General features: G+C 57.0%; 22 protein-coding genes. 10 read left to right on the top strand and 12 right to left on the bottom strand.

Annotated elements, in window-relative coordinates; translation table 11 throughout:
• Positions 1-28: 28 nt before the first annotated feature.
• Positions 29-346: a Grx4 family monothiol glutaredoxin gene (gene grxD, locus EAO82_RS08630; RefSeq protein WP_096346038.1), complete on the bottom strand. Its 318-nt coding sequence runs from the start codon at positions 344-346 to the stop codon at positions 29-31.
• Positions 347-436: 90 nt separating this feature from the next.
• Entirely contained in the window at positions 437-2,530 is a 2,094-nt protein-coding gene (locus EAO82_RS08625; protein WP_096346039.1) for a molybdopterin oxidoreductase family protein, read from the bottom strand.
• A gap of 293 nt (positions 2,531-2,823) precedes the next feature.
• Here EAO82_RS08625 and argF point away from each other — a divergent pair, with 293 nt between their 5' ends.
• Positions 2,824-3,729 (top strand): ornithine carbamoyltransferase, encoded by a 906-nt coding sequence (gene argF, locus EAO82_RS08620; RefSeq protein WP_096346041.1) that lies wholly within the window; start codon positions 2,824-2,826, stop codon positions 3,727-3,729.
• Positions 3,730-3,772: 43 nt separating this feature from the next.
• Positions 3,773-4,897, top strand: coding sequence for an ABC transporter ATP-binding protein (locus EAO82_RS08615; protein WP_096346042.1), 1,125 nt, complete (start codon positions 3,773-3,775; stop codon positions 4,895-4,897).
• An 87-nt stretch (positions 4,898-4,984) separates the two neighbouring features.
• Here EAO82_RS08615 and EAO82_RS08610 read toward each other — a convergent pair whose 3' ends face one another.
• Positions 4,985-6,238, bottom strand: coding sequence for a serine hydrolase domain-containing protein (locus tag EAO82_RS08610; RefSeq protein ID WP_096346043.1), 1,254 nt, complete (start codon positions 6,236-6,238; stop codon positions 4,985-4,987).
• A 201-nt stretch (positions 6,239-6,439) separates the two neighbouring features.
• Here EAO82_RS08610 and msrB point away from each other — a divergent pair, with 201 nt between their 5' ends.
• The 4 genes from msrB (at position 6,440) to EAO82_RS20795 (ending at position 8,443) form a co-directional block, all read left to right on the top strand.
• Positions 6,440-6,955, top strand: a complete 516-nt coding sequence (msrB, locus tag EAO82_RS08605) for a peptide-methionine (R)-S-oxide reductase MsrB (RefSeq protein WP_096346044.1) — start codon at positions 6,440-6,442, stop codon at positions 6,953-6,955.
• Positions 6,952-7,560: a peptide-methionine (S)-S-oxide reductase MsrA gene (msrA, locus tag EAO82_RS08600; RefSeq protein ID WP_096346045.1), complete on the top strand. Its 609-nt coding sequence runs from the start codon at positions 6,952-6,954 to the stop codon at positions 7,558-7,560. The genes msrB and msrA overlap by 4 nt, the downstream gene beginning before the upstream one ends.
• Before the next feature lie 101 nt (positions 7,561-7,661).
• On the top strand, positions 7,662-8,141 hold the full coding sequence (locus EAO82_RS08595) for a peptidylprolyl isomerase (protein ID WP_096346046.1): 480 nt from the start codon (positions 7,662-7,664) through the stop codon (positions 8,139-8,141).
• Positions 8,142-8,266: 125 nt separating this feature from the next.
• The gene (locus EAO82_RS20795; RefSeq protein WP_096346047.1) at positions 8,267-8,443 is read left to right on the top strand and encodes a hypothetical protein; all 177 of its coding nucleotides are present in this window, start codon (positions 8,267-8,269) and stop codon (positions 8,441-8,443) included.
• Between the two features lie 68 nt (positions 8,444-8,511).
• On the opposite strand, the gene EAO82_RS08590 is transcribed toward EAO82_RS20795, so the two are convergent.
• The 4 genes from EAO82_RS08590 to EAO82_RS08575 form a co-directional block, all read right to left on the bottom strand.
• Positions 8,512-9,030: a GDYXXLXY domain-containing protein gene (locus EAO82_RS08590; protein ID WP_096346048.1), complete on the bottom strand. Its 519-nt coding sequence runs from the start codon at positions 9,028-9,030 to the stop codon at positions 8,512-8,514.
• Entirely contained in the window at positions 9,027-10,088 is a 1,062-nt protein-coding gene (locus EAO82_RS08585; protein ID WP_096346049.1) for a DUF4401 domain-containing protein, read from the bottom strand. Before EAO82_RS08585 ends, EAO82_RS08590 begins: the two co-directional genes overlap by 4 nt.
• Positions 10,088-11,059 (bottom strand): DUF2157 domain-containing protein, encoded by a 972-nt coding sequence (locus EAO82_RS08580; protein WP_096346050.1) that lies wholly within the window; start codon positions 11,057-11,059, stop codon positions 10,088-10,090. Before EAO82_RS08580 ends, EAO82_RS08585 begins: the two co-directional genes overlap by 1 nt.
• A 120-nt stretch (positions 11,060-11,179) precedes the next feature.
• Positions 11,180-12,616, bottom strand: a complete 1,437-nt coding sequence (locus EAO82_RS08575; RefSeq protein WP_096346051.1) for an MFS transporter — start codon at positions 12,614-12,616, stop codon at positions 11,180-11,182.
• 341 nt (positions 12,617-12,957) lie between these two features.
• On the opposite strand from EAO82_RS08575, the gene EAO82_RS08570 reads away from it, so the two are divergent.
• The 4 genes from EAO82_RS08570 to EAO82_RS08555 all read left to right on the top strand — a co-directional run bounded on the left by EAO82_RS08570 (position 12,958) and on the right by EAO82_RS08555 (position 16,803).
• The gene (locus EAO82_RS08570) at positions 12,958-14,157 is read left to right on the top strand and encodes a YbfB/YjiJ family MFS transporter (RefSeq protein ID WP_174958796.1); all 1,200 of its coding nucleotides are present in this window, start codon (positions 12,958-12,960) and stop codon (positions 14,155-14,157) included.
• A 59-nt stretch (positions 14,158-14,216) separates the two neighbouring features.
• Positions 14,217-14,645, top strand: a complete 429-nt coding sequence (locus tag EAO82_RS08565; protein WP_096346052.1) for an anti-virulence regulator CigR family protein — start codon at positions 14,217-14,219, stop codon at positions 14,643-14,645.
• Between the two features lie 248 nt (positions 14,646-14,893).
• Complete coding sequence (locus EAO82_RS08560) at positions 14,894-15,673, top strand: DUF6279 family lipoprotein (RefSeq protein WP_143520294.1); 780 nt, start codon at positions 14,894-14,896, stop codon at positions 15,671-15,673.
• 74 nt (positions 15,674-15,747) lie between these two features.
• Positions 15,748-16,803: an NAD(P)-dependent alcohol dehydrogenase gene (locus tag EAO82_RS08555; protein WP_096346054.1), complete on the top strand. Its 1,056-nt coding sequence runs from the start codon at positions 15,748-15,750 to the stop codon at positions 16,801-16,803.
• 4 nt (positions 16,804-16,807) lie between these two features.
• On the opposite strand, the gene pyrF is transcribed toward EAO82_RS08555, so the two are convergent.
• From pyrF to rpsA, 5 genes are all read right to left on the bottom strand, one after another.
• On the bottom strand, positions 16,808-17,515 hold the full coding sequence (gene pyrF, locus EAO82_RS08550) for an orotidine-5'-phosphate decarboxylase (RefSeq protein ID WP_096346055.1): 708 nt from the start codon (positions 17,513-17,515) through the stop codon (positions 16,808-16,810).
• Between the two features lie 38 nt (positions 17,516-17,553).
• Positions 17,554-18,732 (bottom strand): lipopolysaccharide assembly protein LapB, encoded by a 1,179-nt coding sequence (gene lapB / locus EAO82_RS08545; RefSeq protein WP_096346056.1) that lies wholly within the window; start codon positions 18,730-18,732, stop codon positions 17,554-17,556.
• Between the two features lie 5 nt (positions 18,733-18,737).
• Entirely contained in the window at positions 18,738-19,037 is a 300-nt protein-coding gene (locus EAO82_RS08540) for a lipopolysaccharide assembly protein LapA domain-containing protein (protein ID WP_174958793.1), read from the bottom strand.
• 68 nt (positions 19,038-19,105) lie between these two features.
• The gene (ihfB, locus tag EAO82_RS08535; RefSeq protein WP_096346058.1) at positions 19,106-19,399 is read right to left on the bottom strand and encodes an integration host factor subunit beta; all 294 of its coding nucleotides are present in this window, start codon (positions 19,397-19,399) and stop codon (positions 19,106-19,108) included.
• A gap of 149 nt (positions 19,400-19,548) precedes the next feature.
• The gene (rpsA, locus tag EAO82_RS08530) at positions 19,549-21,231 is read right to left on the bottom strand and encodes a 30S ribosomal protein S1 (RefSeq protein ID WP_022961938.1); all 1,683 of its coding nucleotides are present in this window, start codon (positions 21,229-21,231) and stop codon (positions 19,549-19,551) included.
• Positions 21,232-21,259: the final 28 nt, after the last annotated feature.

The following is a 21,259-nucleotide window of genomic DNA, read 5'->3' as shown; positions in this document are numbered from 1 at the left end:
CGGGCGGGTTGTGGTAACGCTGGAGCTATCAGCCTTTAGCCACGGCCTTGATCATAGTCGCCAGCTCACCTGATTCATGCAGTTCAGCGATGATGTCGCTTCCGCCAACCAGCTCGCCGTCAATCCACAGTTGTGGAAAGGTTGGCCAGTTGGCGTACTTTGGCAGCTCAGTGCGAATATCCGGATTCTGCAGAATATCGACATAAGCGAACTTCTCGCCGCAGGCCATCAATGCCTGCACGGCGCGCGCGGAAAAACCGCACTGGGGCGCGTTAGGCGCTCCCTTCATGTAAATCAGGACCGGGTTATTACCGATCTGTTCTTTGATCGTATCGATGGTATCCATGGTGCTTCCTCTATAACAGGACCGAATGGGCCTAGTGTAACCCATTCAGACCTGCGGCAATACCGGTCGCCCTGGAATGCTTCCCGCGCCTCAGGCTGCAACCACCTCCACGGTGACGCCATTGAGGGCAGCATTACCGGTGACCGGATCAAGGAAGCGCTCATCGGTCAGATCATTAGCACTGACGCCCGCATGGGCGGCGGCTACGTCCTGCTCGATACCCTTACGGTTATGCCCCCAGCCGTGAGGCAGGCTGACCACGCCTGCAAGCATCTCGTCACTGGCGACCACCGCCACGGTCACCTCGCCCACCCGTGAACGCACTACCACCTGCTGCCCATCAGTCAGGCCCCGGCTGGCCAGATCATCCGGGTGCATGAGCAATTGGTCGCGCGCCTTGCCTTTGACCAGACGCTGATAGTTGTGCATCCAGGAGTTGTTGCTGCGCACATGCCGACGGCCGATCAAACGCAGCTCGCCCTGCTTGGGGCGCATCTGATGAATATCATCGGCGAAGCGTTGCAGATCATCGAGAATGACCTGAGGTGCGCACTCAATCTGCTTGCTGGGGGTTTGCAGACGCGGCAACAGATTGGGTTTTAGCGGGCCCAGATCAATACCGTGCGGATGCTCCTTGAGCACTGCCAGGCTCAAGCGGTCTTTATAAGGACCGCTGCGCAACGCGGCATCGACCATCATCTCCGGCGCCATGGTCTGCCTGGGTGTTTGGCCGAGCACCTTGGCAAACGCTTGCCCCAGACCAACGAAAATTTCCCAGTCATGCAGACAGCCCTCTGGCTTGGGCAGAATCGGCAGGTTGATGCGGGTGACATTGCGTACGGCAAAATTATTGAAGGTAATGTCGTAATGATCGTGCTCAAGTGCCGCAGTCGGTGGCAGGATCACATCGGCATGCCGAGTCGTCTCATTGATGTACAGGTCGACGCTGACCATAAACTCCAGCCCTTCCAGCGCACGATCCAATTGCCGGCCATTGGGTGTGGACAGCACCGGATTACCCGCTGAAGTCACCAAGGCGTGAATCTGGCCTTCACCGGGGGTAAGCATCTCTTCTGCCAAGGCTGCCACGGGCAACTCGCCATTGAATTCCGGCAGGTTGGATACCCGACTGCGCCATTTATCAAAATGACCGCCTTTGCCCATACCCACCACATCAAAGGCTGGCTCCGTGCAGAGTGCCCCGCCTGGCTGGTCAAGGTTACCGGTGACCAGATTGATGATCTGAATCAGCCACTGGCAGAGGGTGCCATAGCGCTGCACGGAGACACCCATGCGCCCGTAGCAGACGGCGCTATCGGCCGCAGCAAAATCACGTGCAAGCTGGCGAATTTTCTCGGCTGGAATGGCGCAATGCTCGGCCATGGCCTCGGCACTGAATGGCGCAATGGCGGCTTTAACATCCTCCAGCCCCAAGGTCACCTGCAGGGCTGGGCTATCCTTGATCAGATTTTCATTAAACAAAGTATGCAGCAGGCCCACCAACAGGGAGGCATCAGTACCCGGCTGCACAAATAGATGCTCAGTAGCCTGCTCGGCCGTCTCGCTGCGCCGCGGGTCGACCACCACCAGTTTGCCACCACGGGCCTTCAGCGCTTTGATGCGCTTGCCCACATCCGGCACGGTCATGATGCTGCCGTTGGACGCCATCGGGTTGGCGCCGAGCATCAAGAAAAAATCGGTATGGTCAATATCCGGAATCGGGATTGCCAGCATGTGTCCGTACATCCACAACGACACCAGGTGATGCGGTAACTGATCGACTGAGGTTGCGGAATACCGCTGTTTGGTGTGCAACTGCCCGAGGAAATAGTTGCTGTGGGTCATCGAGCCATAATTGTGCACATTGGGGTTACCCATATACACCGCCACCGCGTTCTGCCCGTGCTCCTGCTGAATAGCTGCCAGGCGACTGGCAACCAACTCGAAAGCCTCTTCCCAGCCAATCTGCTGCCACTGCTCGCCAACCCGCCTGACCGGCATGCGCAGACGTTGCGGATCATTCTGAATATCCTGCAAGGCGATGGCCTTTGGGCAGATATGCCCGCGGCTGAACGGGTCATCATGATCGCCCTTGATCGAGAGGATCTGCTCACCCTCGGTCTCAATGGCCAGACCGCAAATGGCTTCACACAAATGACAGGCACGATAATGGGTTACAGGCATGGCGGGCACTCGGAAGGTTTTTATGGTTAGTAGTTATTATCAACAGATGTATGCTCAATTATCCACTCTAGGCCGCGCCAGCCGGGCTCGCAAGGGGCAAAATACGCTGCCATTCAGTGACTGAATTGATCTCGCCGGCCTTCCGGCTAGGCGAGGCTATTTGCCTTGCGGCGGATTTTACCGATAAGATCAGCCCTTCACTTTTTTCGGGTATGGCTTGTATCGGGCCTTCGGGTCGCGATAGGCCTTTGTGTTTCCGGTCACTGGCCGATCCCATTTTCCAGGTAGTCAACATGACAGTACGGCACTTCCTTTCATTGATGGATTGCACTCAGGCGGAATTGATCAGCCTGATCAAGCGCGGCATCGAGCTCAAGTCACTGCACGCACAGGGTGTGATCTATGAGCCGTTGAAAAACCGCGTGTTAGCAATGATCTTCGAAAAAGCGTCCACCCGTACTCGCGTGTCCTTTGAAGCCGGCATGATCCAGCTCGGTGGCCAGGCCATTTTTCTCTCGCCGCGCGATACCCAACTGGGGCGCGGCGAACCGATCGAAGACAGCGCTCGAGTGCTGTCCAGCATGTGCGACGCAGTAATGATCCGCACCTTCGATCATGCTGACCTGGAAACCTTTGCCCAGTATTCCCGCGTACCTGTTATCAATGGCCTGAGCGATGACCTGCACCCCTGCCAGCTACTGGCGGACATGCAAACCTATCTGGAGCACCGCGGCAGCATTCAGGGCAAGACCGTAGCCTGGGTCGGCGACGGCAATAACATGTGCAACACCTTTATTCAGGCCGCCATGCAGTTTGATTTCCAGCTACGCATTGCCTGCCCCGAAGGCTATGACCCGGATCCGCAATTCCTCGCCCAGGCTGGCGATCGGGTTAGCGTGATGCGCGATCCCAAGGAAGCGGTGCGCGGTGCGCATCTGATCAACACCGATGTGTGGGCGTCCATGGGTCAGGAAGATGAGGCCGAAGCCCGACTGAAGCGCTTTGCGCCTTACCAGGTCACCCCTGCCTTGCTTGACCTGGCTGATGAGCAGGTGCTGTTTATGCACTGTCTGCCAGCCCACCGGGGGGAGGAAGTCAGCAGCGAACTGATGGAGGATCCGCGCAGCGTGGTCTGGGACCAAGCCGAAAACCGTCTGCACGCACAAAAAGCCTTGGTCGAGTTTTTACTGGTCGAGTAATTCCCAACAGCGCTGAACCACCTTGTTGAACCAGGAGTAGCGTATGGCTGACAGCCACGGGATTGTGCTGGAACTGAATCAACTGGCCTGCGGCTACGCCGATCATCCGGTCGTTTCAGATCTGAACATCCACCTGCGCAGCGGCGATATTGGTTGTCTGCTTGGCCCCTCTGGCTGCGGCAAAACGACTACCCTGCGGGCCATTGCTGGCTTTGAACCCATTACCGATGGCGAAATTCGCCTGGATGGTCGCAGCCTGTCGACCCCAACCCGGCGCGTATCGCCTGAAGATCGCCGTATCGGCATGGTGTTCCAGGATTACGCTCTGTTTCCGCACCTTACGGTGCAGGAGAATGTCGCCTTTGGCATCAGCAAGCACCCCGAACGCAAGACCAAGGTCGCCGAGCTTCTGGAGCTGGTCAAACTCGCCCCGCTGAGCAAACGCTACCCGCATGAATTGTCCGGCGGCCAGCAGCAACGGGTGGCCTTGGCCCGCGCGCTGGCGCCCGACCCCAAACTACTGCTGCTGGATGAGCCCTTCTCGAATCTGGACGGGGAATTACGCCGCCGACTCTCGGGTGAGGTACGCGATATTCTCAAACTGCGCGGCACAAGTGCGATGCTGGTCACCCATGACCAGAACGAAGCCTTTGCCGTCAGCGACCATGTCGGCGTGCTCAAGGATGGTCATCTGCAACAGTGGGACACACCCTACAATCTCTACCATGAGCCTGCGACGCCCTTTGTCGCCAGCTTTATTGGTCAGGGCTATTTTATCCGCGGCCAGCTCATATCACCGGATACGGTGCAAACAGAACTGGGCGTGATTCGTGGCAACCGTGCCTATCAATTGCCCGCCGGCAGCGCGGTGGACGTGCTGCTGCGTCCGGATGATATAGTCGGAGAACAGCACAGCAGCCTGCGCGCCACTATTATCGGCAAAACCTTTCTCGGCGCGACCACGCTATACCGCCTGCAGCTGCCCACCGGCAGCATTCTGGAGTCGATTTTCCCCAGCCATGACGATCACGCATTAGGAAAGTCCCTGGGCATACGCATCGCCGCAGACCATTTGGTGGTGTTTGCCGCGCAAGGCAGCGTCAACCTGCATGCGCAACTGCCGTTGGAACAGGTACTGGGCGCCGATCCCAGCAATATTTCCAGCTAGTTCAGCTCCCTACCCTGCCTTGATTCACGTGCATAACCCCGATCGGCTGAAATAGCCGTCCAGGGTTATGTGAGCGCGCTGCAGCGTTCAGGGTGCAGGTCGATAGAGGATATGGCTTGCGGTGCCATGTACTACGCGGGAGTGGCGGTAATCGGTGTTTTGCATCATGCCCAACACAATAATCTGATTGGCCGGATCCACCCACATCCACGGCCCATGAATACCCCACCACCAATAGGTGTTCTCCGGCAGGTACCCGGCCGGCTCTGGCTCAGTGACCACCGCCACGTTCAGCCCGAAAAGGTTACCCGGCGCCCAATCCGGACCTGCTACGCCCTCAGGCAGCTGATTGGTGCGCATCATCTGCACCGTCTCCGGCTTGAGTAGCCGCACCCCGTCGAGCTCCCCCTCATTCAACAGCATCCGAGCAAACCGCAGATAGTCATCCATGGTGGATACCAGCCCGCCACCGCCATTAAGGAACCTAGGCTTGGTCAACCAGGGCTTGTTCGGATAGGGTTGCAGGCCTTTCTCGGGGTCAGGCGTGTAGGACACCGCAAAGCGGTCCTGCTTTTCCTGCGGAACATGGAAGCCGGTATCAACCATTTTCAGCGGAGTAAAAATGCGGGTCTGCAGAAACTCGTCAAAAGCCATGCCTGACATGACCTCTACCAGCCGCGCCTGCACATCCACTGCCACGCTGTAATGCCACTGCGTACCAGGCTGCTGCCGGAGCGGAAGCTTGCCTAGCTTGGCAACCATATCCGCCAGTGTGGTATCGATATTCTGAATGTCTTCGCGCACATAGAGTTCATCCACCTGGGACTGTGAGAAGCGTCCGTAGGTAAACCCGGCAGTGTGGGTCATCAGTTCGCGAATAGTGATCGGGTGATCTGCAGCTTCCGTTTCAGGCTGCCCATCCGCGCCCTCACCCACCGCAACGCGCAGCCCCTTGAGCTCGGGCAAATACTTTTCAACCGGATCATCGAGCTGGAACTTGCCTTCTTCATGCAGCATCAGCAAGGCGGTGCCGGTAATCGGTTTGGTCAGGGAAAAAATCTTGTAAATCGTATCTTCGCTTAGCGGCTGGTTTTCCTCGATATTTTGGTACCCGGTCTGCTGACGATGTACCGTTTTACCATCCTGCCATACCAGCGTCGCTACCCCTGCCAACTTGCCATCGGTAACCTGCTTCTGCATCGCCTGGGTCAGCATCTGCAAACGCGGTTCGGAAATACGATAAGTCTCAGCTTCCTGGGCGGGTGCTGCCAGACTGCTTACCCCCAGCATCAGCGCCATTATCCAGCGCAGACTGGCCATGTGGCCTACTCTGTAGTTCATTGCTTGCTCCCTGATAAATCAGCTTATTGTTATGTTGATGCGGTGGCCCCTTGGCCACACCTTCGCCACTCGATCAAACTCTACAATACATCCCTTCAGCCCAGCTATTTTTATACATCTTATGAAACGATGTGGCCGTGTAATTTTCTGCCATGGGCATAGTCTTATCCTGTGAAAGCAACGACTCCTGAAGGACATGATATGAATCGCAGAACACTGTTGGCAGGCTTTCTCGCCCTACCGGCGCTCCCGGTAATGAGCCGTCTGAGTCTGGCAGATACCCATGAGGTTGGCATGAGCTTCGAACCGTTGGACGTACCGCATAGTTTCTGGAAAGACAAAGTGTCTGCCGAGGCCTTTGATGTGCTGTTTGAAGAGGCAACCGAGCGGCCCGACAGCAGCCCGCTTGATAAGGTTTATGACGCAGGTACCTACATTTGTGCTGCCTGTTACCTGCCTCTGTTCCGAAGCGAGGACAAGTTCGACAGCGGCACCGGCTGGCCCAGCTTCACCCAGCCAATCAAAGGCCACATGGGCACCAAACAGGACTTCAAATTGATCTGGCCGCGCACCGAGTATCACTGCGCCCGCTGCGGTGGTCACCAAGGACATGTATTCAAGGACGGCCCTCCGCCGACCGGCGAGCGTTGGTGCAACAATGGTGTAGCGTTGCGTTTCGTACCTGAAAATGAAACCCTGCCGGAGTTGAGAGCATGAGCAAGTTATTGTCCGCACTGGCATTGGGTTTGCTGAGCCTTCAGGCGCTTGCCAACCAACCTCTTGAACAAGGCCCCGAAGGTTCAGAAATGGCAGTGTTCGCTGGAGGCTGCTTCTGGTGCACTGAGGCGGATTTCGACAAGGTGCCCGGCGTTGTAGATACCATTTCCGGCTATATTGGCGGTGACGCCGATTCAGCCACTTACCCGCAAGTCTCGGCGGGTGGTACCCAGCACATCGAGGCGGTAGCGGTATTCTACGACCCGCGCGAAACCAACTATACAAAGCTGGTGGAAGCTTTCTGGCCAACCATCGACCCGGTCACGGCAAATGCGCAGTTCTGTGATCGCGGCCCGCAGTATCGAAGTGCATTGTTCTATGCCGACGAGCAGCAGCAAGAAATTCTGCAGCAGTCCAAACAGGCGCTGGCGGATTCGGGCAAGCTAGAAAAGCCCATAGTGACCGAAATCCTTCCGCAGACAGCCTTCTATCCCGCCGAGGATTATCATCAGGACTACTACACGAAAAATCCCATTCGCTACAATTTCTATCGGAGCCGTTGCGGGCGGGACGATCGGCTGGAAGATCTATGGGGCGACAACTAAGCATTGCGCTCGAGTTGGAAAATCTCGCTCAGGGCCTGATAATGCCTTCACTTACTAGGCACATATCAGTCACCAGTCAGCCCTGAGCGGAAATCACCACGATGCAGATCAGCAATAACAGCGTAGTTCAGTTCCATTACACCCTGTCCGATGCCACCGGCGAGATCGAAAGCTCCCACAATCACGATCCAGTCCTGTACTTGCATGGCCAGCCCGGTTTGATCGATGGTCTGGTGGAAGCTCTTGAAGGACGTCAAGCTGGGGACAGTTTCAGCGTTACCCTTGCTGCAGATAAGGCCTACGGCCCGCGGCTGGATGATGCGATCCAGAAAGTGCAGGTCAAGCGCCTGCAAGGCGCCAAGAAGTGGAAGCCAGGTATGGTTGCCGTTATTCAAACGGATCAAGGGCCTCGCCAGGTTACCATCGTCAAAGTCGGGCTATCCCAAGCCGAGGTGGACTCCAACCATCCACTGGCTGGCAAGGATCTGACCTTCGCTATCGAAATCTTGGATGTACGCGAGGCTAGCGAAGAAGAACTGGCTCACGGCCATGCCCATGGTGCAGGCGGGCATCACCACTAAACAGTCTCGGCAAGCTTCCTGCAGCGGCCGGCCATCGGCCCGTTGCAGGCGGCCTAATCAATTGTTTAGCAAAATGCAACAAAAAAGTGTAGAATGCTCGCCTACTTTTACTCAGGCAGGTGAACATGTCAGCAAAAACCGCCCCAAGCAAACGCAAGGCCGACGCAGCCGTCGCCACCAGCCAATCCATTGATAATCAGATTGATGCTTTCATCGCCTCTGGCGGTGAAATTCAAAAGATTCCCAATGGCAAGAGTGGTCAGGTCTACGGTGCTCCTCGTCCAGGCCGTCCGGCCAAGTAAGCATTACGCACGGCAAATCTGCGTTACGGTAAGGGCTAGACCGCAATTTATTGAGTCCAGCCCACCGTTCAGCGCCGACTGAAGCCCAACGCATTCAACTTCTCATCATGCAAGCTGACCAATAGCGACGTGCCATCCTCCGCTACGCGAAAGCCACCCCAATCTGCCTGCTCGTAAACCGCCGCAGTTCCCTCTTGAAAGAAAAACGCGTTAGGTCCCAAGCTGAAGCGGCTGCCCTGCTGGCGTACGCGCATACTGACCTGACCCTTGTGGCTATCGGCAGTATCCGCCAGTGCCAAAAATGACGTCCTGCCCGCCTCATCAACAGCCAACCGCGCGTAGGCAGGCTGAGCGCCACTTTGCATTTGTTGCAGTGCCATCTGCGCTTCCAGTTCACGATTCAAGGCAAACTCCAGCGCCATGTAATCGCCCTGCATCAATGAACGGGGATCCACCGGCACCAGCTCCAGATACACCAACTGGCCGTCGCGCAGCGTGCGCTCGTGGCTCACAATCGCGAAGCACGCCGCCGCCATGACCAACAGCCATGCCGCCACCATTGAGGGCCACCAGCGAGTTAACGTCATAGCGGCCTCCACAACAGGCTCTTCAACCCCTGCCTGATCGCCAGCAGCGACAAACCACTAGCGCAGAGCAGCAGCGATTTGTGCAGCAGCGAAATGTGCAGGCTGTAATAGAACTCGGCCAGGTAGAACAAGGCAAAAGCCGGCACCAGCACACTCCAGCTGCGGCTACCGGCATGATAAACCGCCAGCCCGAGCGCGCAACTTATCAACAGACCCGGCGCCTGATAGGTCAGTAGCAGCAAAAGCCCGGCGGCGAGCAAAACGGCAATACGCGTTCTGACCAACTCGCTGCGCAGCAGCCACCCCAGGGTCAATAATAGTAATAAGCCAGGCCCGAGATGAATCAACAGCCATACCCCGGCTGGGGCCGTAATCGCAGACGTATGCTGCGACATGACGTCGAGCAGGCCTTGATGACCATATAGCGCCAGTAATAACGCCATGAGCGTGGCGGCGTCGGTTAGCGCCCGCAGATGCAATGCGTAGCGGGCACTCACCCAGGATGAGCGCAGCAACCAGGAGACGATCGCCATGCAGGCCAGCAATAATCCGTAAAGCGTCAGACCCGGGCCGCTGCCCAGCAGCACCGCAATACTGGCGAAGACCAGCAGAGCACAAAGGCGCCGAAACAGTATCGATCCCGGCGCGAGCAGCAACCCGGCCGACAAAGGCAGGCAGACAATAGCCGCCGTACGCAATTCATCGCTTGCAGCCATGGCATCGGCCAGCACATACACCAACAGTCCTTGACCGCCAAGGGCAAAAGCCAAGCCCATCTGCTCAGGAAACACCCCAGGCCGACCAAACAGCCACAACCCGGCGCACAGCATTAGCATACCGGCCAGCCCCATACCCGCCGGGCCATCCAGCAGCAATACGGAAGGTCCAACCAGCGAGCCGATTAGAAACAAGGAAGAAACCCAGGCGGCCAGTCCCAGCAGGACCGATAGCCACCAAGGTGAATCCACCCCTGCCGACAAGCCCTCGCGTTGTTCCTGGCTTAGCCCGGCAGGCTGCTGGATCTGGTCCAGCAAGCTTTGCACTTCGCCCTTGTTCATCAGCGGGTTCCCCGGTAGATGCGGTGCAGCCAGAGCGAGGCCAAGGCGCTACTCACCACGACAAACAAGCCGATCGCATTGAAGGCAAAGAATCCCTCATGCTCCATTAGTAGCTTGATCAACCCACCGGTGACCAGAGCAATAAGCCCGAACAACAGGAGCGCAAGGATCGGCAAGTCCAGCCGCCACCAGCGGTACAAGGGCACACCCAGCAAGCTAGCAGCAGCGAACCCGATCAACAGCGGTAGGAAAGCCTCCTGCCACCAGCTAATCATCGCGCCGACCAACAACGCGCTGAGCCCCGCCAGCGCGCAAAGACGGTGCAGCGCCCTGCCCCTATGGCCAAGCAGTTTAGCGCCGAAGATCTCGAATAGCGCCAAAACAGCAAGGTTTGCCAGCGCGATAATCAGCAGTGCGTCGTGACCACTGAAGCCTGCGAACAGGCCGAACCACATCGAGGCACTGAAGAAGCGCAGCAGCGCGAGATTTGCCACTGCCCAGCACAGCGCCCAGCAGGCGGTAGAGCGTGACAGCATTACCCAGGGCACCATCAGTAATGCCCATGCGGCAAACAACTGCCAGATATCGGCGCCGGTCTGGTAGGTCTGCCCAATCAATGCCAAGAAGGCGCCCGTGGCAATACAACAACCCAGCAATGCAGCTTGCTGCAGCACAGAGCGGTAATGACTGAACAGCGCGAGGGCGGTAAAGCCGCTAAGCACGCCAGCGGCCACCGAGAATTTGGCAAAGCGCGGAAATGCATCCCAATTCCAGGCGAAGAAAAATACCACGCCGACGCTCACCAACAACACCCCGGCACCTGCCAGTAGCCTATCCAGAAGCCACTGCCATTGACTTGCCTGCGGAACAAGCTGGGCCGGTGTAGCGCAGGCTTGAAGCTGCGGGCCTTTCAGATAACCCCGTTCAGCCCAACTCAGAAGCTGATCGCGTTGTTGCAAGCTCAATGACATGTGCCAGTCATTCCTTTTAAACGGCTATTTAGCTGAGATGACAGCATAGCGGTACAAAGGCACATGGAGATAGCGACGGGTTCTCAATCAGCTGGCCGCCCCTTGCCGGGGCGGCTGCTTTCAAGGCTGCTGAGGCTCAAGCTGCAGCCGCGCGTTACGGCGCACTACCCATTGATGGATGCGCTCCTGACGGTCTGCGGTCAGCGGATATTTCCAGGCCACCGCAAACGCAGCCATATAGAGCATGACCGGGCCGATGATGTAGAGCAGCCGCAATGCCATCAACTGGGTGTCCGAATGCGTGGTCGCGGTAGCGTCAAAGCCGACCAGCGCCAGCAGGCCGAGTGACAGCCCCAGGCCGATCGCCATGGCGAATTTCTGCGCCATACCGGACATAGCGAAGAACAGGCCAGTGCGATGCTCTTTGCTGCGTGCGGTATCCAGATCGACGATATCAGCAAGCATGGACAGCGGCAGGAACTGGAAGGCGGCAAAACAGAAGCCTTTGAGTGCGAACATGATCGCGAACGGCAGCAGTTGACCGGCGCTCAGAAAGAACATCCCCAGAATGCTGGCACTGGAAACACCTACCGCAACGCAGAAGGCTTTGTGCTTGCCAATCCGCTTACCGAGGATCAGCCAGAACGGAATCCCGAGAATGCCCACGCCAAAGTACAACAGGTACATCAGACCGATCTGCGCCTGTATCTGAATAATATGCTGCATAAAGAACACGGAAAGTGCGTTACGGAAGGATTCGCCGGTCACCACGATCAACAGCATCAGCATCATGCGTTTGAACGGGCCATTATTTTTCAGCACCCGCATACCCTTTTTCCAATCGGTACGCTGTACCGATTGCGGAGGGGCTTCCTTGACCTTGGTAACCACCAGCAGAACCGTCAGCGGCAGAAGGATCAGCAGTAGCCACGCCATCCCTGCCAGGATCGGACCGTAACCCGTGCCCAACTGGCCATCGGTGCCAACGGCCCAGACCACCGCATTCATCCAGAAGCCGTCGGTATCTCCAGCCTGGAAGCGCGCGCCCATGGACTGCACAATGGCTGGCGCCAATGCCGCGAGGAACAGACCGATCAATACAAAGCCTTCGCGCGAGGCGGTTACACGGCTGCGTTGGTGGTACAGCGGCGAAAGTTCTGCACCCCAGGCGCCGTAGGGCAAGGTCACCATGGTCCAGCCAAGGTACATAATCACGGTCCAGAGCAACAGATGACCGAGCCCGACACCGTCAGGCGGCATGAAGATCATGATGGTGCCGATTAACATCAAAGGCACACCCATGATCAGCCAGGGCTTACGGCGGCCGATGCGGGTCTGCCAGCGGTCACTCAGCGTGCCGATTAGCGGGTCAGTAATGACATCGGTCATTCGGGCAAATACCAGCACTAGCGCCATCAGCGCCATGTTCAGCCCGACTTCCTGCGCATAGAATGGCGGTAGATAGACCACCAGCGGGTAACCGATGATCGCCAGCGGCATGCCGACCGAGCCGTGAATGAGGATGGTGGAACGTTTGAGAATACCGGACTGGCTCATATTCACCCCTGCAGAGAATCGCCCAGTTCGGAAACCGAATCTGGCGCTTTTATTGTTATCGGCTCGCTCGCAGTGACCGAGCAAACGGCAGTTATGTGGCGTTTGCGCAACACTGGCGGGTTTTGCTCAGCTGATTCTATGCCAGCCTGCAACCATTACAACCATGCACTTAGGGCACCACTGTAACGCCCGGCTTAGATGGATCACCACGCACCGCATCGTTGCTCGCAGAAGCACCAACCACAAGGCTTTCGAACGTTATTTGCAGAAGGGATTAAACTTATTCAGCTCCCTTATGGTGCTTTCAGGAGCAATGGAAGCGCGCCACCAAGCCCGGTAAGATGACGACAACTCAGGAGCAGAATTTGTCATCTCAGCCTCTTAGCATCACCAAAGTCGTTTCGGCAGGCGCCCTTCTGTTACTGGTGGTGCACGGGCTCGGGCGCTTCGTATACACGCCGTTGATGCCGCGGCTAGTCGCCGATGGCCAGCTTCTGCTCAGTCAGGCTGCGGATATCGCCAGCTGGAATTATCTGGGCTATCTGCTCGGCGCCCTACTGGCGATTCGCTGGGCAACCCCGTCCGGTATTCGCCGTGTTACCCCCTGGGCATTGGCGCTGCACTGCCTCACCCTGCTATGCCTGACGCAAACCGAATCTCTGCTCTGGATCAGTACCCTGCGTTTGGGTAACGGTATCAGCAACGGCATCGTTTTCGTATTGGTGCCAGCATTGGTGCTTGAATGGCTCGCTGGCGAAGGACGCATTCGGGCCAGCGGGCTGATTTATCTGGGCGTCGGGTTGGGGCTGCTGCTCTCCAGTGCGCTGGTTAGCCTCAGTGATGAGCTGCTGGCCGGGGCGGCGCGCTGGTGGCCTGCGGCCCTGCTCAGCATCCCATTGGGTTGGTGGAGCTGGCTGACGTTGAGCAGAATTTCGATCTCGCCGTCGCTTACACTGCCTAAAGGCACACCAGCTGGGCGGCAGAGCCTGTTTGATCGGCACAGTCAGCCACTGTTCTATGCCTATGCGGGAGCTGGGTTGGGTTACATCCTGCCGATGACCTTTTTGCCCATGCTCGCGAGCTTGCAGTTAGGCGCCAGTTCGCCGATGGTCAGCCAAAGTTGGCTGATTGTCGCCCTGGCCGCCCTGCCCTCGACCTGGTTATGGAACCGGCTCGGCAGTCAGTTTGGTGATCGCAATGTGCTCATCGTTAACTATGCGCTGCAACTGTTTGGCGTGCTCGCAGCAATACTGCTGCCCGCGCAGTGGGGGATCATGCTTTGCAGTCTGCTGGTTGGGGGCAGCTTTCTCGGTGCAGTGCTGCTGACCCAGCGCCTGGCGCGCAGTCTCCAACCTACACAGGGCCCCAGGCTCTCCGCGGCGCTAATAGCGCTGTACGGTGGGACCCAGTTGATCGGCCCGTGGCTGGTGAGGCTGGGGTTTGACTACGGCATCAGTCTGCAGGCGAGCCTGTGGTTCGGTGCTGCTGCGCTGTTAGCCAGCTTTATCTGCATGCTGAAAGTAGCGGATCTGCGTCATTAATGCGCTCAGTGAACCTCCTTGGCTGGATTGTGCTCTAATTGAGCAAAGGAGAAACAACAATGACACTGTTTACACGCACCTTCATCCCCCTTTCTGCCATCACGTTAGCGCTGACCCTTGCCTCTGCCAGCGCCCTCGCCCAACCTCCCCATGACAAGGGGAAAAAGGATAAAAAGCAGGATCATCATCATTCAAGTCATCAACAGGACAAACACTCGATAACCATCGAAGAAGCCGTCGTACGGAGCATATTCAGGGATCAACGCAGCTATCTGGAACCGGCAAAACCACTACCACCGGGCATACGCAAGAATTTGGCCAGAGGTAAACCCCTGCCCCCCGGCATTGCGAAGCGCTTTGATGGTCGACTGGAATCACGCCTCCCGCATTATCCCGGTTACGACTGGCGCCAGGTCGGTACCGATGCCGTCTTGGTATCAACAGCAACGGGCATTATCGAAAGCATTTTGCTCAATGTGCTGAATTAGACGTATACGGAGCTGCTTTACCAGTTCGCCTGGCAGCTCCGACACCTCATGACATGTTTTTGTCGGCCAACGCGGCGCAAATAGTATTACTCTCCGACAATAGTCATCTCGCACGCGACTGCGCGACTAAAAATACCGGATTGGACGGCATGCCCCTATTACGATCGGTTCGCTTACGCCCCCTTGTTCTGTTCTTGTGCCTTTGCGCGCTGACCTCCTGCAGCTCTACTCGCCTGGCCTATAGCAATTTGAACTGGCTGATAAGTTGGAAGACCGGCGACTACATCCCCTTGACCAGCACGCAAAAAAATTGGCTGTCTACGCGCGTTGATGAGCATCTGGACTGGCATTGCAGTATTGAAATCCCCGACTACAGATCGTTGCTGGCCAACTTGCAAACCACCCTGGCACTTGATGATCTTCAAGCCAGCTCGTTAATCGATCAAATCCCGCAGTTTGAACCGGCTGTGGACCGAGTATTGCTCGAGATAGCCCCGACAATGGCGGAACTGTTCCAGCAACTGGACGACTCGCAGATCGCAGCACTAGAAGCCAACCTGGCTGAGCAGCATCAGGAAATGCACGACAAATTTGTAGCTCCCGACTCGACTACGCAAGCCGAGGAACGCAGCGAGCGCCTTGAAAAGCGCCTGCGACGATGGCTCGGCCGCCTCAATGAGAGCCAACGCCAGCGTATCGAGAGCTGGTCGGTTGAGATGGAAGGCCAGAACCGACTCTGGCTGGACAACCGCCAGCACTGGCAGCAACAACTGCTTGCGACACTTCGGTCGCGTTCGGATCCAGGTTTTACTGCGCAAATCACTGATCTGTTGATCGAGCGCGAGCGCTACTGGACGACAGAGTTCAAGGAGCAGACCGAGATCAATAGCCGCAGAGGTGCAGCCATGCTCGCCGACGTGATTAATCTGGCCAGTGACAAGCAGCTGACGCGAATGCGCGAGCAGTTCGCCACACTGGATCAGGACCTGCAGCAGATGCAGTGCGAGCGGCCATCCACTTCCGCTTGATCCAGATCAATAGCTGCGCCGGGCAAGCCGTTAGAGTAGTGGAGACATAACGTCTACCGCACTCTGGAGGCTCCATGATCACTATGCAGGCAGCCGTCTGGCTGTCCCCTGGCCGGATCGAGATTCAACAGCGCCCGATACCCGAGCCCGGGCCTACAGATGCAGTGCTGCGCGTCACCACTACCACCATTTGTGGTACAGACGTGCATATCCTCAAGGGCGAATATCCGGTCCAACCCGGTTTGATCATCGGCCATGAACCCGTCGGCGTGATCGCAAAACTCGGCAATGCGGTGCAGGGTTATCAGGTCGGTCAGCGGGTAATCGCCGGCGCCATCACTCCCTGCGGCCAATGCCATCCCTGCCTCGACGGCATTACCAGCCAATGCGGTGGCAAGGCGATGGGCGGCTGGCAACTCGGCAACACCATTGACGGTTGCCAGGCCGAGTACGTATTGATACCCAACGCCCAGGCCAATTTGACGCCAGTACCGGACAGTCTCAGTGACGAACAGGTATTGATGTGCCCGGATATCATGAGCACGGGGTTTGGTGGTGCCGAGAGTGGCGGTATTCGGATTGGCGATACCGTAGTGATCTTCGCCCAGGGGCCGATCGGCCTGTGCGCTACCGCTGGGGCGAAGCTGATGGGCGCCACGCGAATCATTGTCGTCGATGGCGTTGCCGAACGGTTGGAGATTGCCAAACGCCTGGGCGCCGACATAACCATCAACTACAAAACCCAGGACCCACTGGAGCAGATCATGGCGATCACTGCAGGCAAGGGAGTGGATGTGGCCATTGAGGCGCTGGGCACTCAGCAGACCTTCGAATCCTGCCTGCGAGCCCTGAAACCTGGCGGTACGCTGTCGAGTCTGGGGGTTTACTCGGGCAAGCTGTCAATGCCGCTGGATGCGATAGCGGCCGGCCTGGGCGATCACAAGATCATCACCACCCTGTGTCCCGGCGGCAAGGAGCGGATGCGCCGGCTGATGGAAGTAGTTGCATCTGGCCGCGTCGATCTGACGGCCATGGTCACGCACAGGTTCAAACTGGCAGACATCGTCGAAGCCTATGATCTGTTCAGTCACCAGCGTGATGGCGTCCTCAAGGTCGCCATCACGCCCTGACTGATCAGACGCTAACTGATAGTTCGGCGACGATGTCGGCCAGCGCTTGTGCCGGATCATGTGCCTTGGTGATGGGGCGCCCGATCACCAGGTAACTGCTGCCATTTTCAATAGCCTGCAGCGGCGTCACTATCCGCCGCTGGTCATCGGCAACGGCGTCAACGGGTCTGATCCCTGGAGTAACCAACAGCAGATCATTACCTAAGGCATTGCGCAGCGCCTTGGCTTCGCGAGCGGAGCAGACCACCCCATCCAACCCACACTCCTGAGTAAGCCGCGCTAGCCGCTGCACCTGTACCATGGGTTCGATGTCCACTCCGACTTCCAGCAGATCCTCCTGCTCAAGACTGGTTAGAACCGTGACTGCGGTCAACAGCGGGCGGTGACCACGACGGCCATCCAGCGCCTCGCGGCAGGCTTCCATCATTCGCCGCCCGCCACCGGCATGCACATTGACCATCCACACGCCCAATTCTGCGGCAGCTAACACCGCGCCAGCAGTCGTATTCGGGATGTCATGGAATTTGAGGTCGAGAAAGACTTCAAAGCCCAACTTGTGCAATTTCTCGATCACCGCAGGGCCGCTGCTGGTGAACAGCTCCTTGCCTACCTTGAGGCGGCACTGTGCAGGGTCAAGCTGCTCAGCCAGGGATACGGCGGCAGACATATCAGGGAAATCCAGAGCAACGATAACGGGGGTATGGCAGGGCATGCATTTAATCCTGTTGAAGAACGTCCATGATGACTGTCTTACGCAGCCTCACGCCCCTTGAGGGGTCTGATGGTTGACCAACCGTGGCAGGTGGGGCATTGCCAGTGCAGCTTCTTGGCCAAAAAACCACAGGAAGCGCAACGGTACGGGAGCTTGTCTACGACCAGCGCCTCGACGATGCCCCGCAGGATCAACAAATTGTCACGGCCTTTGGCCTCAACATGATCCAGGTGCAGGTCAATCAGATAGAGCAATCCCCGAAGGGAAGGTTGTTGTTGAATATGGGCCAGCACGAAATGACTAACTTCATGCAAGCTGGCCTGGGACTTGAGCTGATCGGCTCGGGCCAACACGCTTTGCACCTGCGGTTGCGCGCTACTGGCTATCACCCGATCCAGATACTGCACCATGTCGAGGGCGCCATTATCAGCGCAGCGACGTATCAGCGGCAAGGCTTGGGGCACAAAATCAGCGTCTTTCTCCGCCAGACGGTTCAGCCAGCGTTGTGCCGCTTGCGGCTGCCCTTGATCCAGATCCAGCTCAGCCAGCATCAACATTGCCCTTATGCAACCACTGTCGGTATCGAGCGCCTGGCCAAGATGCTTTCGCGCGGCGGACTGGTTGTTATCCTGAAGCAAAACCAGTGCCCGCTCGCAATGGTAGTGTGCCAGTGTCACGGCAAACGCTGAGCGCTCCTGAACCAGCTTGGTACCCACGACGATGGCATTGTCCCACTCGTGCTCGCGCTCATGCACCTTGACCAGATCCACCAGCGCCTCTGCCCTCAGCGGTGAAGCGGCTTCAACCAGCTCCTCCAGCAGCCGTTCGGCGCGATTGAGCATACCGACGACGAGGTAGTCGCGCGCCAGCTCAAGCTGCACCCGGTCCGCTTGCTCACGGGTCAGGTTAGGCCGTGCCAGGAGATTTTGATGAACCTTTATGGCACGCTCCACATCGCCGCGCTGGCAGAACAGTTTGCCAATGGCAATGTGCGTCTCGACGGTTTCAGGATTGACTTCAAGCGCGCGAATGAAGGTTTCAATGGCCTCATCGGGCTGTTCATTCAGAAGATAGTTCAAGCCAATAAAATACTGTCGATCCAGCGCGCTGCCATGCGGTTCCAACATGAAGCCCACCTTGATGGCCTCGCGCCGCCCAAGAAACCAGCCAATTCCCAAGGCCAACACAAAGAGTCCAAGGAACAGCAATTCCTGCATGGGAATCAGTCCTTGATGGGCTGAGTACGCAGCTTGTCGACTTCCTTGCGGTAACGATTGAGCTCGTTGCTCTGAACCATCAACTTGAGACGTAATCGGGTAGTAATCAACCAGCCAACAAAGACGCCGAGCAGGCTGCCAAGAATAAAGGCGATAACGATATACAGCGAGAGGGGTAATTCGGGGGATTGCAGCTCAAGAAACTGAAGTTGAATGCCTTGCTGGTTTTCCAGCATGAAATCCAGGGTCGCCAGGGCCACAAGCAGAAGAATAACAATCAGTACCGCGCGCTTTAGCCATTGCATACCACTCGACTCCAGTCCATTCATATAGCCCGCAGTATAGCGCAAGGGAAACGCGGCTTGATACCGCTTCAGGCCATTTGCAGCGACTCGTTAACTCTATCGCGCAGCTCCTTGCCAGGCTTGAAGTGCGGCACATATTTGCCTTCCAGTTCCACGGAGTCGCCGGTTTTAGGATTACGGCCGACACGCGGTGCACGGTAATGCAGAGAGAAGCTGCCAAAGCCCCTTATCTCGATGCGCTCACCGGTGGCCAGTGCTTGCGACATATGTTCCAGCATGGTCTTGATCGCCAATTCCACATCCTTGGCTGATAGCTGCCCCTGCTGTTCCACTATGCGCTCGATCAACTCCGACTTGGTCATGGTTTTTCCTTTTTTATCAAGCGGCTAGATCCGTTTCATTCGGTTTTACCATGCCTGGCCATTAGCCGCAAGCTTACGACGTGACGCTGGAATGACGGGCACAAAAAAGGGCGACCGAAGTCGCCCTTTTTCTGGTGGAACCCAAAGGCTTAGTTGCCCTTGTTCTCCATCTGCTGCTTGATCAGATCACCAATGGTGGTCGGACCGGAAGCCTGCATTTCCTGCTTGCGCAGGTCCTGGATGGCTTCTTTCTCGTCTTCAACATCCTTGGCCTTGATCGACAGGCTGATCACGCGGCTCTTGCGATCGATGCTGATGATCTTGGCTTCGATTTCGTCGCCAACATTCAACACGTTACGCGCATCTTCAACACGGTCACGGCTGATTTCGGAGGCCTTCAGCGTGCCTTCGATTTCTTCCGCCAGGGTAATTACTGCACCCTTGGCATCCACTTCCTTGACGATACCGTTGAGGATGGTGCCTTTCTCGTTCAGCGAAGCGAAGTTGGAGAACGGATCGTCTTCCAGCTGCTTGACGCCCAGAGAAATGCGCTCGCGCTCGGGATCAACAGACAGGATGACGGTTTCGATCTCGTCGCCCTTCTTGAAACGACGCACGGCTTCTTCGCCAGCTTCGTTCCAGGAGATGTCGGACAAGTGAACCAGACCGTCGATGCCGCCGTCCAGACCAATGAAGATACCGAAATCGGTGATCGACTTGATGGAACCGGAGATCTTGTCGCCCTTGTTGAACTTGCTGGAGAACTCTTCCCATGGGTTCATCTTGCACTGCTTGATGCCCAGGGAAATACGACGACGGTCTTCGTCGATATCCAGAACCATAACTTCTACATCGTCGCCCACCTGGACAACTTTGGAAGGATGGATGTTCTTGTTGGTCCAATCCATTTCGGATACGTGTACCAGACCTTCAACGCCCTCTTCCAGCTCGGCAAAGCAGCCGTAATCGGTAAGGTTGGTGACCTTGGCGGTAACACGAGTACCTTCAGGGTAACGACCGGTGATGGCGACCCATGGATCTTCACCCAACTGCTTCAGGCCCAGAGAAACGCGGTTGCGCTCACGGTCGAACTTCAGCACCTTGACGTCGATCTCGTCGCCAACATTGACGATTTCGGAAGGATGCTTGATACGCTTCCACGCCATGTCGGTGATGTGCAGCAGGCCGTCTACGCCGCCCAGATCGACGAATGCGCCGTAATCTGTGAGGTTCTTGACGATACCTTTGACCACCTGGCCTTCCTGCAGGGTTTCCAGCAGGGCTTCGCGCTCGGCACTGTTCTCGGCTTCGAGGACGGCACGACGGGAAACGACAACGTTGTTGCGCTTCTGGTCAAGCTTGATGACCTTGAATTCCAGTTCCTTGCCTTCCAGGTGCGTGGTATCGCGCACAGGGCGGACATCGACCAGGGAGCCAGGCAGGAACGCGCGGATAGTGTTGACGTCGACGGTAAAGCCACCTTTGACCTTGCCGTTGATAACACCCTTGACGATTTCTTCTGCGGCGAAAGCTGCTTCGAGGACTTTCCAGGATTCGGCGCGCTTGGCCTTCTCACGGGACAGTTTGGTCTCACCGAAACCGTCTTCAACGGCTTCCAGTGCAACGTGAACCTCATCACCCACCTTGATCGTCAGCTCGCCCTGATCGTTCAGGAACTGCTCACGCGGGATGACACCTTCAGACTTCAAGCCAGCATGAACGGTGACCCAATCGGAGTCGATGTCCACGATGATACCGGTGATGATGGAACCCGGCTGCATGTCGAGGGTAACTAGACTTTCTTCAAAAAGTTCGGCAAAGCTTTCGCTCATTTGGAATCCTGTAAATGGTTATTTAGGC

It is taken from the genome of Halopseudomonas pelagia, from assembly GCF_009497895.1.
In the GTDB taxonomy this organism is placed as follows: Bacteria; Pseudomonadota; Gammaproteobacteria; order Pseudomonadales; family Pseudomonadaceae; genus Halopseudomonas; species Halopseudomonas pelagia_A.
Note: the sequence above shows the minus strand (reverse complement) of the source record. Positions and strands in the feature narration are given on the sequence as shown.

What these genes read in the sequence shown, in the direction of transcription:
- grxD (WP_096346038.1), bottom strand. Translation starts at nt 346, where the DNA reads ATGGATACCATCGATACGATCAAAGAACAGATCGGTAATAACCCGGTC.
- EAO82_RS08625 (WP_096346039.1), bottom strand. Translation starts at nt 2,530, where the DNA reads ATGCCTGTAACCCATTATCGTGCCTGTCATTTGTGTGAAGCCATTTGC.
- argF (WP_096346041.1), top strand. Translation starts at nt 2,824, where the DNA reads ATGACAGTACGGCACTTCCTTTCATTGATGGATTGCACTCAGGCGGAA.
- EAO82_RS08615 (WP_096346042.1), top strand. Translation starts at nt 3,773, where the DNA reads ATGGCTGACAGCCACGGGATTGTGCTGGAACTGAATCAACTGGCCTGC.
- EAO82_RS08610 (WP_096346043.1), bottom strand. Translation starts at nt 6,238, where the DNA reads ATGAACTACAGAGTAGGCCACATGGCCAGTCTGCGCTGGATAATGGCG.
- msrB (WP_096346044.1), top strand. Translation starts at nt 6,440, where the DNA reads ATGAATCGCAGAACACTGTTGGCAGGCTTTCTCGCCCTACCGGCGCTC.
- msrA (WP_096346045.1), top strand. Translation starts at nt 6,952, where the DNA reads ATGAGCAAGTTATTGTCCGCACTGGCATTGGGTTTGCTGAGCCTTCAG.
- EAO82_RS08595 (WP_096346046.1), top strand. Translation starts at nt 7,662, where the DNA reads ATGCAGATCAGCAATAACAGCGTAGTTCAGTTCCATTACACCCTGTCC.
- EAO82_RS20795 (WP_096346047.1), top strand. Translation starts at nt 8,267, where the DNA reads ATGTCAGCAAAAACCGCCCCAAGCAAACGCAAGGCCGACGCAGCCGTC.
- EAO82_RS08590 (WP_096346048.1), bottom strand. Translation starts at nt 9,030, where the DNA reads ATGACGTTAACTCGCTGGTGGCCCTCAATGGTGGCGGCATGGCTGTTG.
- EAO82_RS08585 (WP_096346049.1), bottom strand. Translation starts at nt 10,088, where the DNA reads ATGAACAAGGGCGAAGTGCAAAGCTTGCTGGACCAGATCCAGCAGCCT.
- EAO82_RS08580 (WP_096346050.1), bottom strand. Translation starts at nt 11,059, where the DNA reads ATGTCATTGAGCTTGCAACAACGCGATCAGCTTCTGAGTTGGGCTGAA.
- EAO82_RS08575 (WP_096346051.1), bottom strand. Translation starts at nt 12,616, where the DNA reads ATGAGCCAGTCCGGTATTCTCAAACGTTCCACCATCCTCATTCACGGC.
- EAO82_RS08570 (WP_174958796.1), top strand. Translation starts at nt 12,958, where the DNA reads ATGACGACAACTCAGGAGCAGAATTTGTCATCTCAGCCTCTTAGCATC.
- EAO82_RS08565 (WP_096346052.1), top strand. Translation starts at nt 14,217, where the DNA reads ATGACACTGTTTACACGCACCTTCATCCCCCTTTCTGCCATCACGTTA.
- EAO82_RS08555 (WP_096346054.1), top strand. Translation starts at nt 15,748, where the DNA reads ATGATCACTATGCAGGCAGCCGTCTGGCTGTCCCCTGGCCGGATCGAG.
- pyrF (WP_096346055.1), bottom strand. Translation starts at nt 17,515, where the DNA reads ATGCCCTGCCATACCCCCGTTATCGTTGCTCTGGATTTCCCTGATATG.
- lapB (WP_096346056.1), bottom strand. Translation starts at nt 18,732, where the DNA reads ATGCAGGAATTGCTGTTCCTTGGACTCTTTGTGTTGGCCTTGGGAATT.
- EAO82_RS08540 (WP_174958793.1), bottom strand. Translation starts at nt 19,037, where the DNA reads ATGCAATGGCTAAAGCGCGCGGTACTGATTGTTATTCTTCTGCTTGTG.
- ihfB (WP_096346058.1), bottom strand. Translation starts at nt 19,399, where the DNA reads ATGACCAAGTCGGAGTTGATCGAGCGCATAGTGGAACAGCAGGGGCAG.
- rpsA (WP_022961938.1), bottom strand. Translation starts at nt 21,231, where the DNA reads ATGAGCGAAAGCTTTGCCGAACTTTTTGAAGAAAGTCTAGTTACCCTC.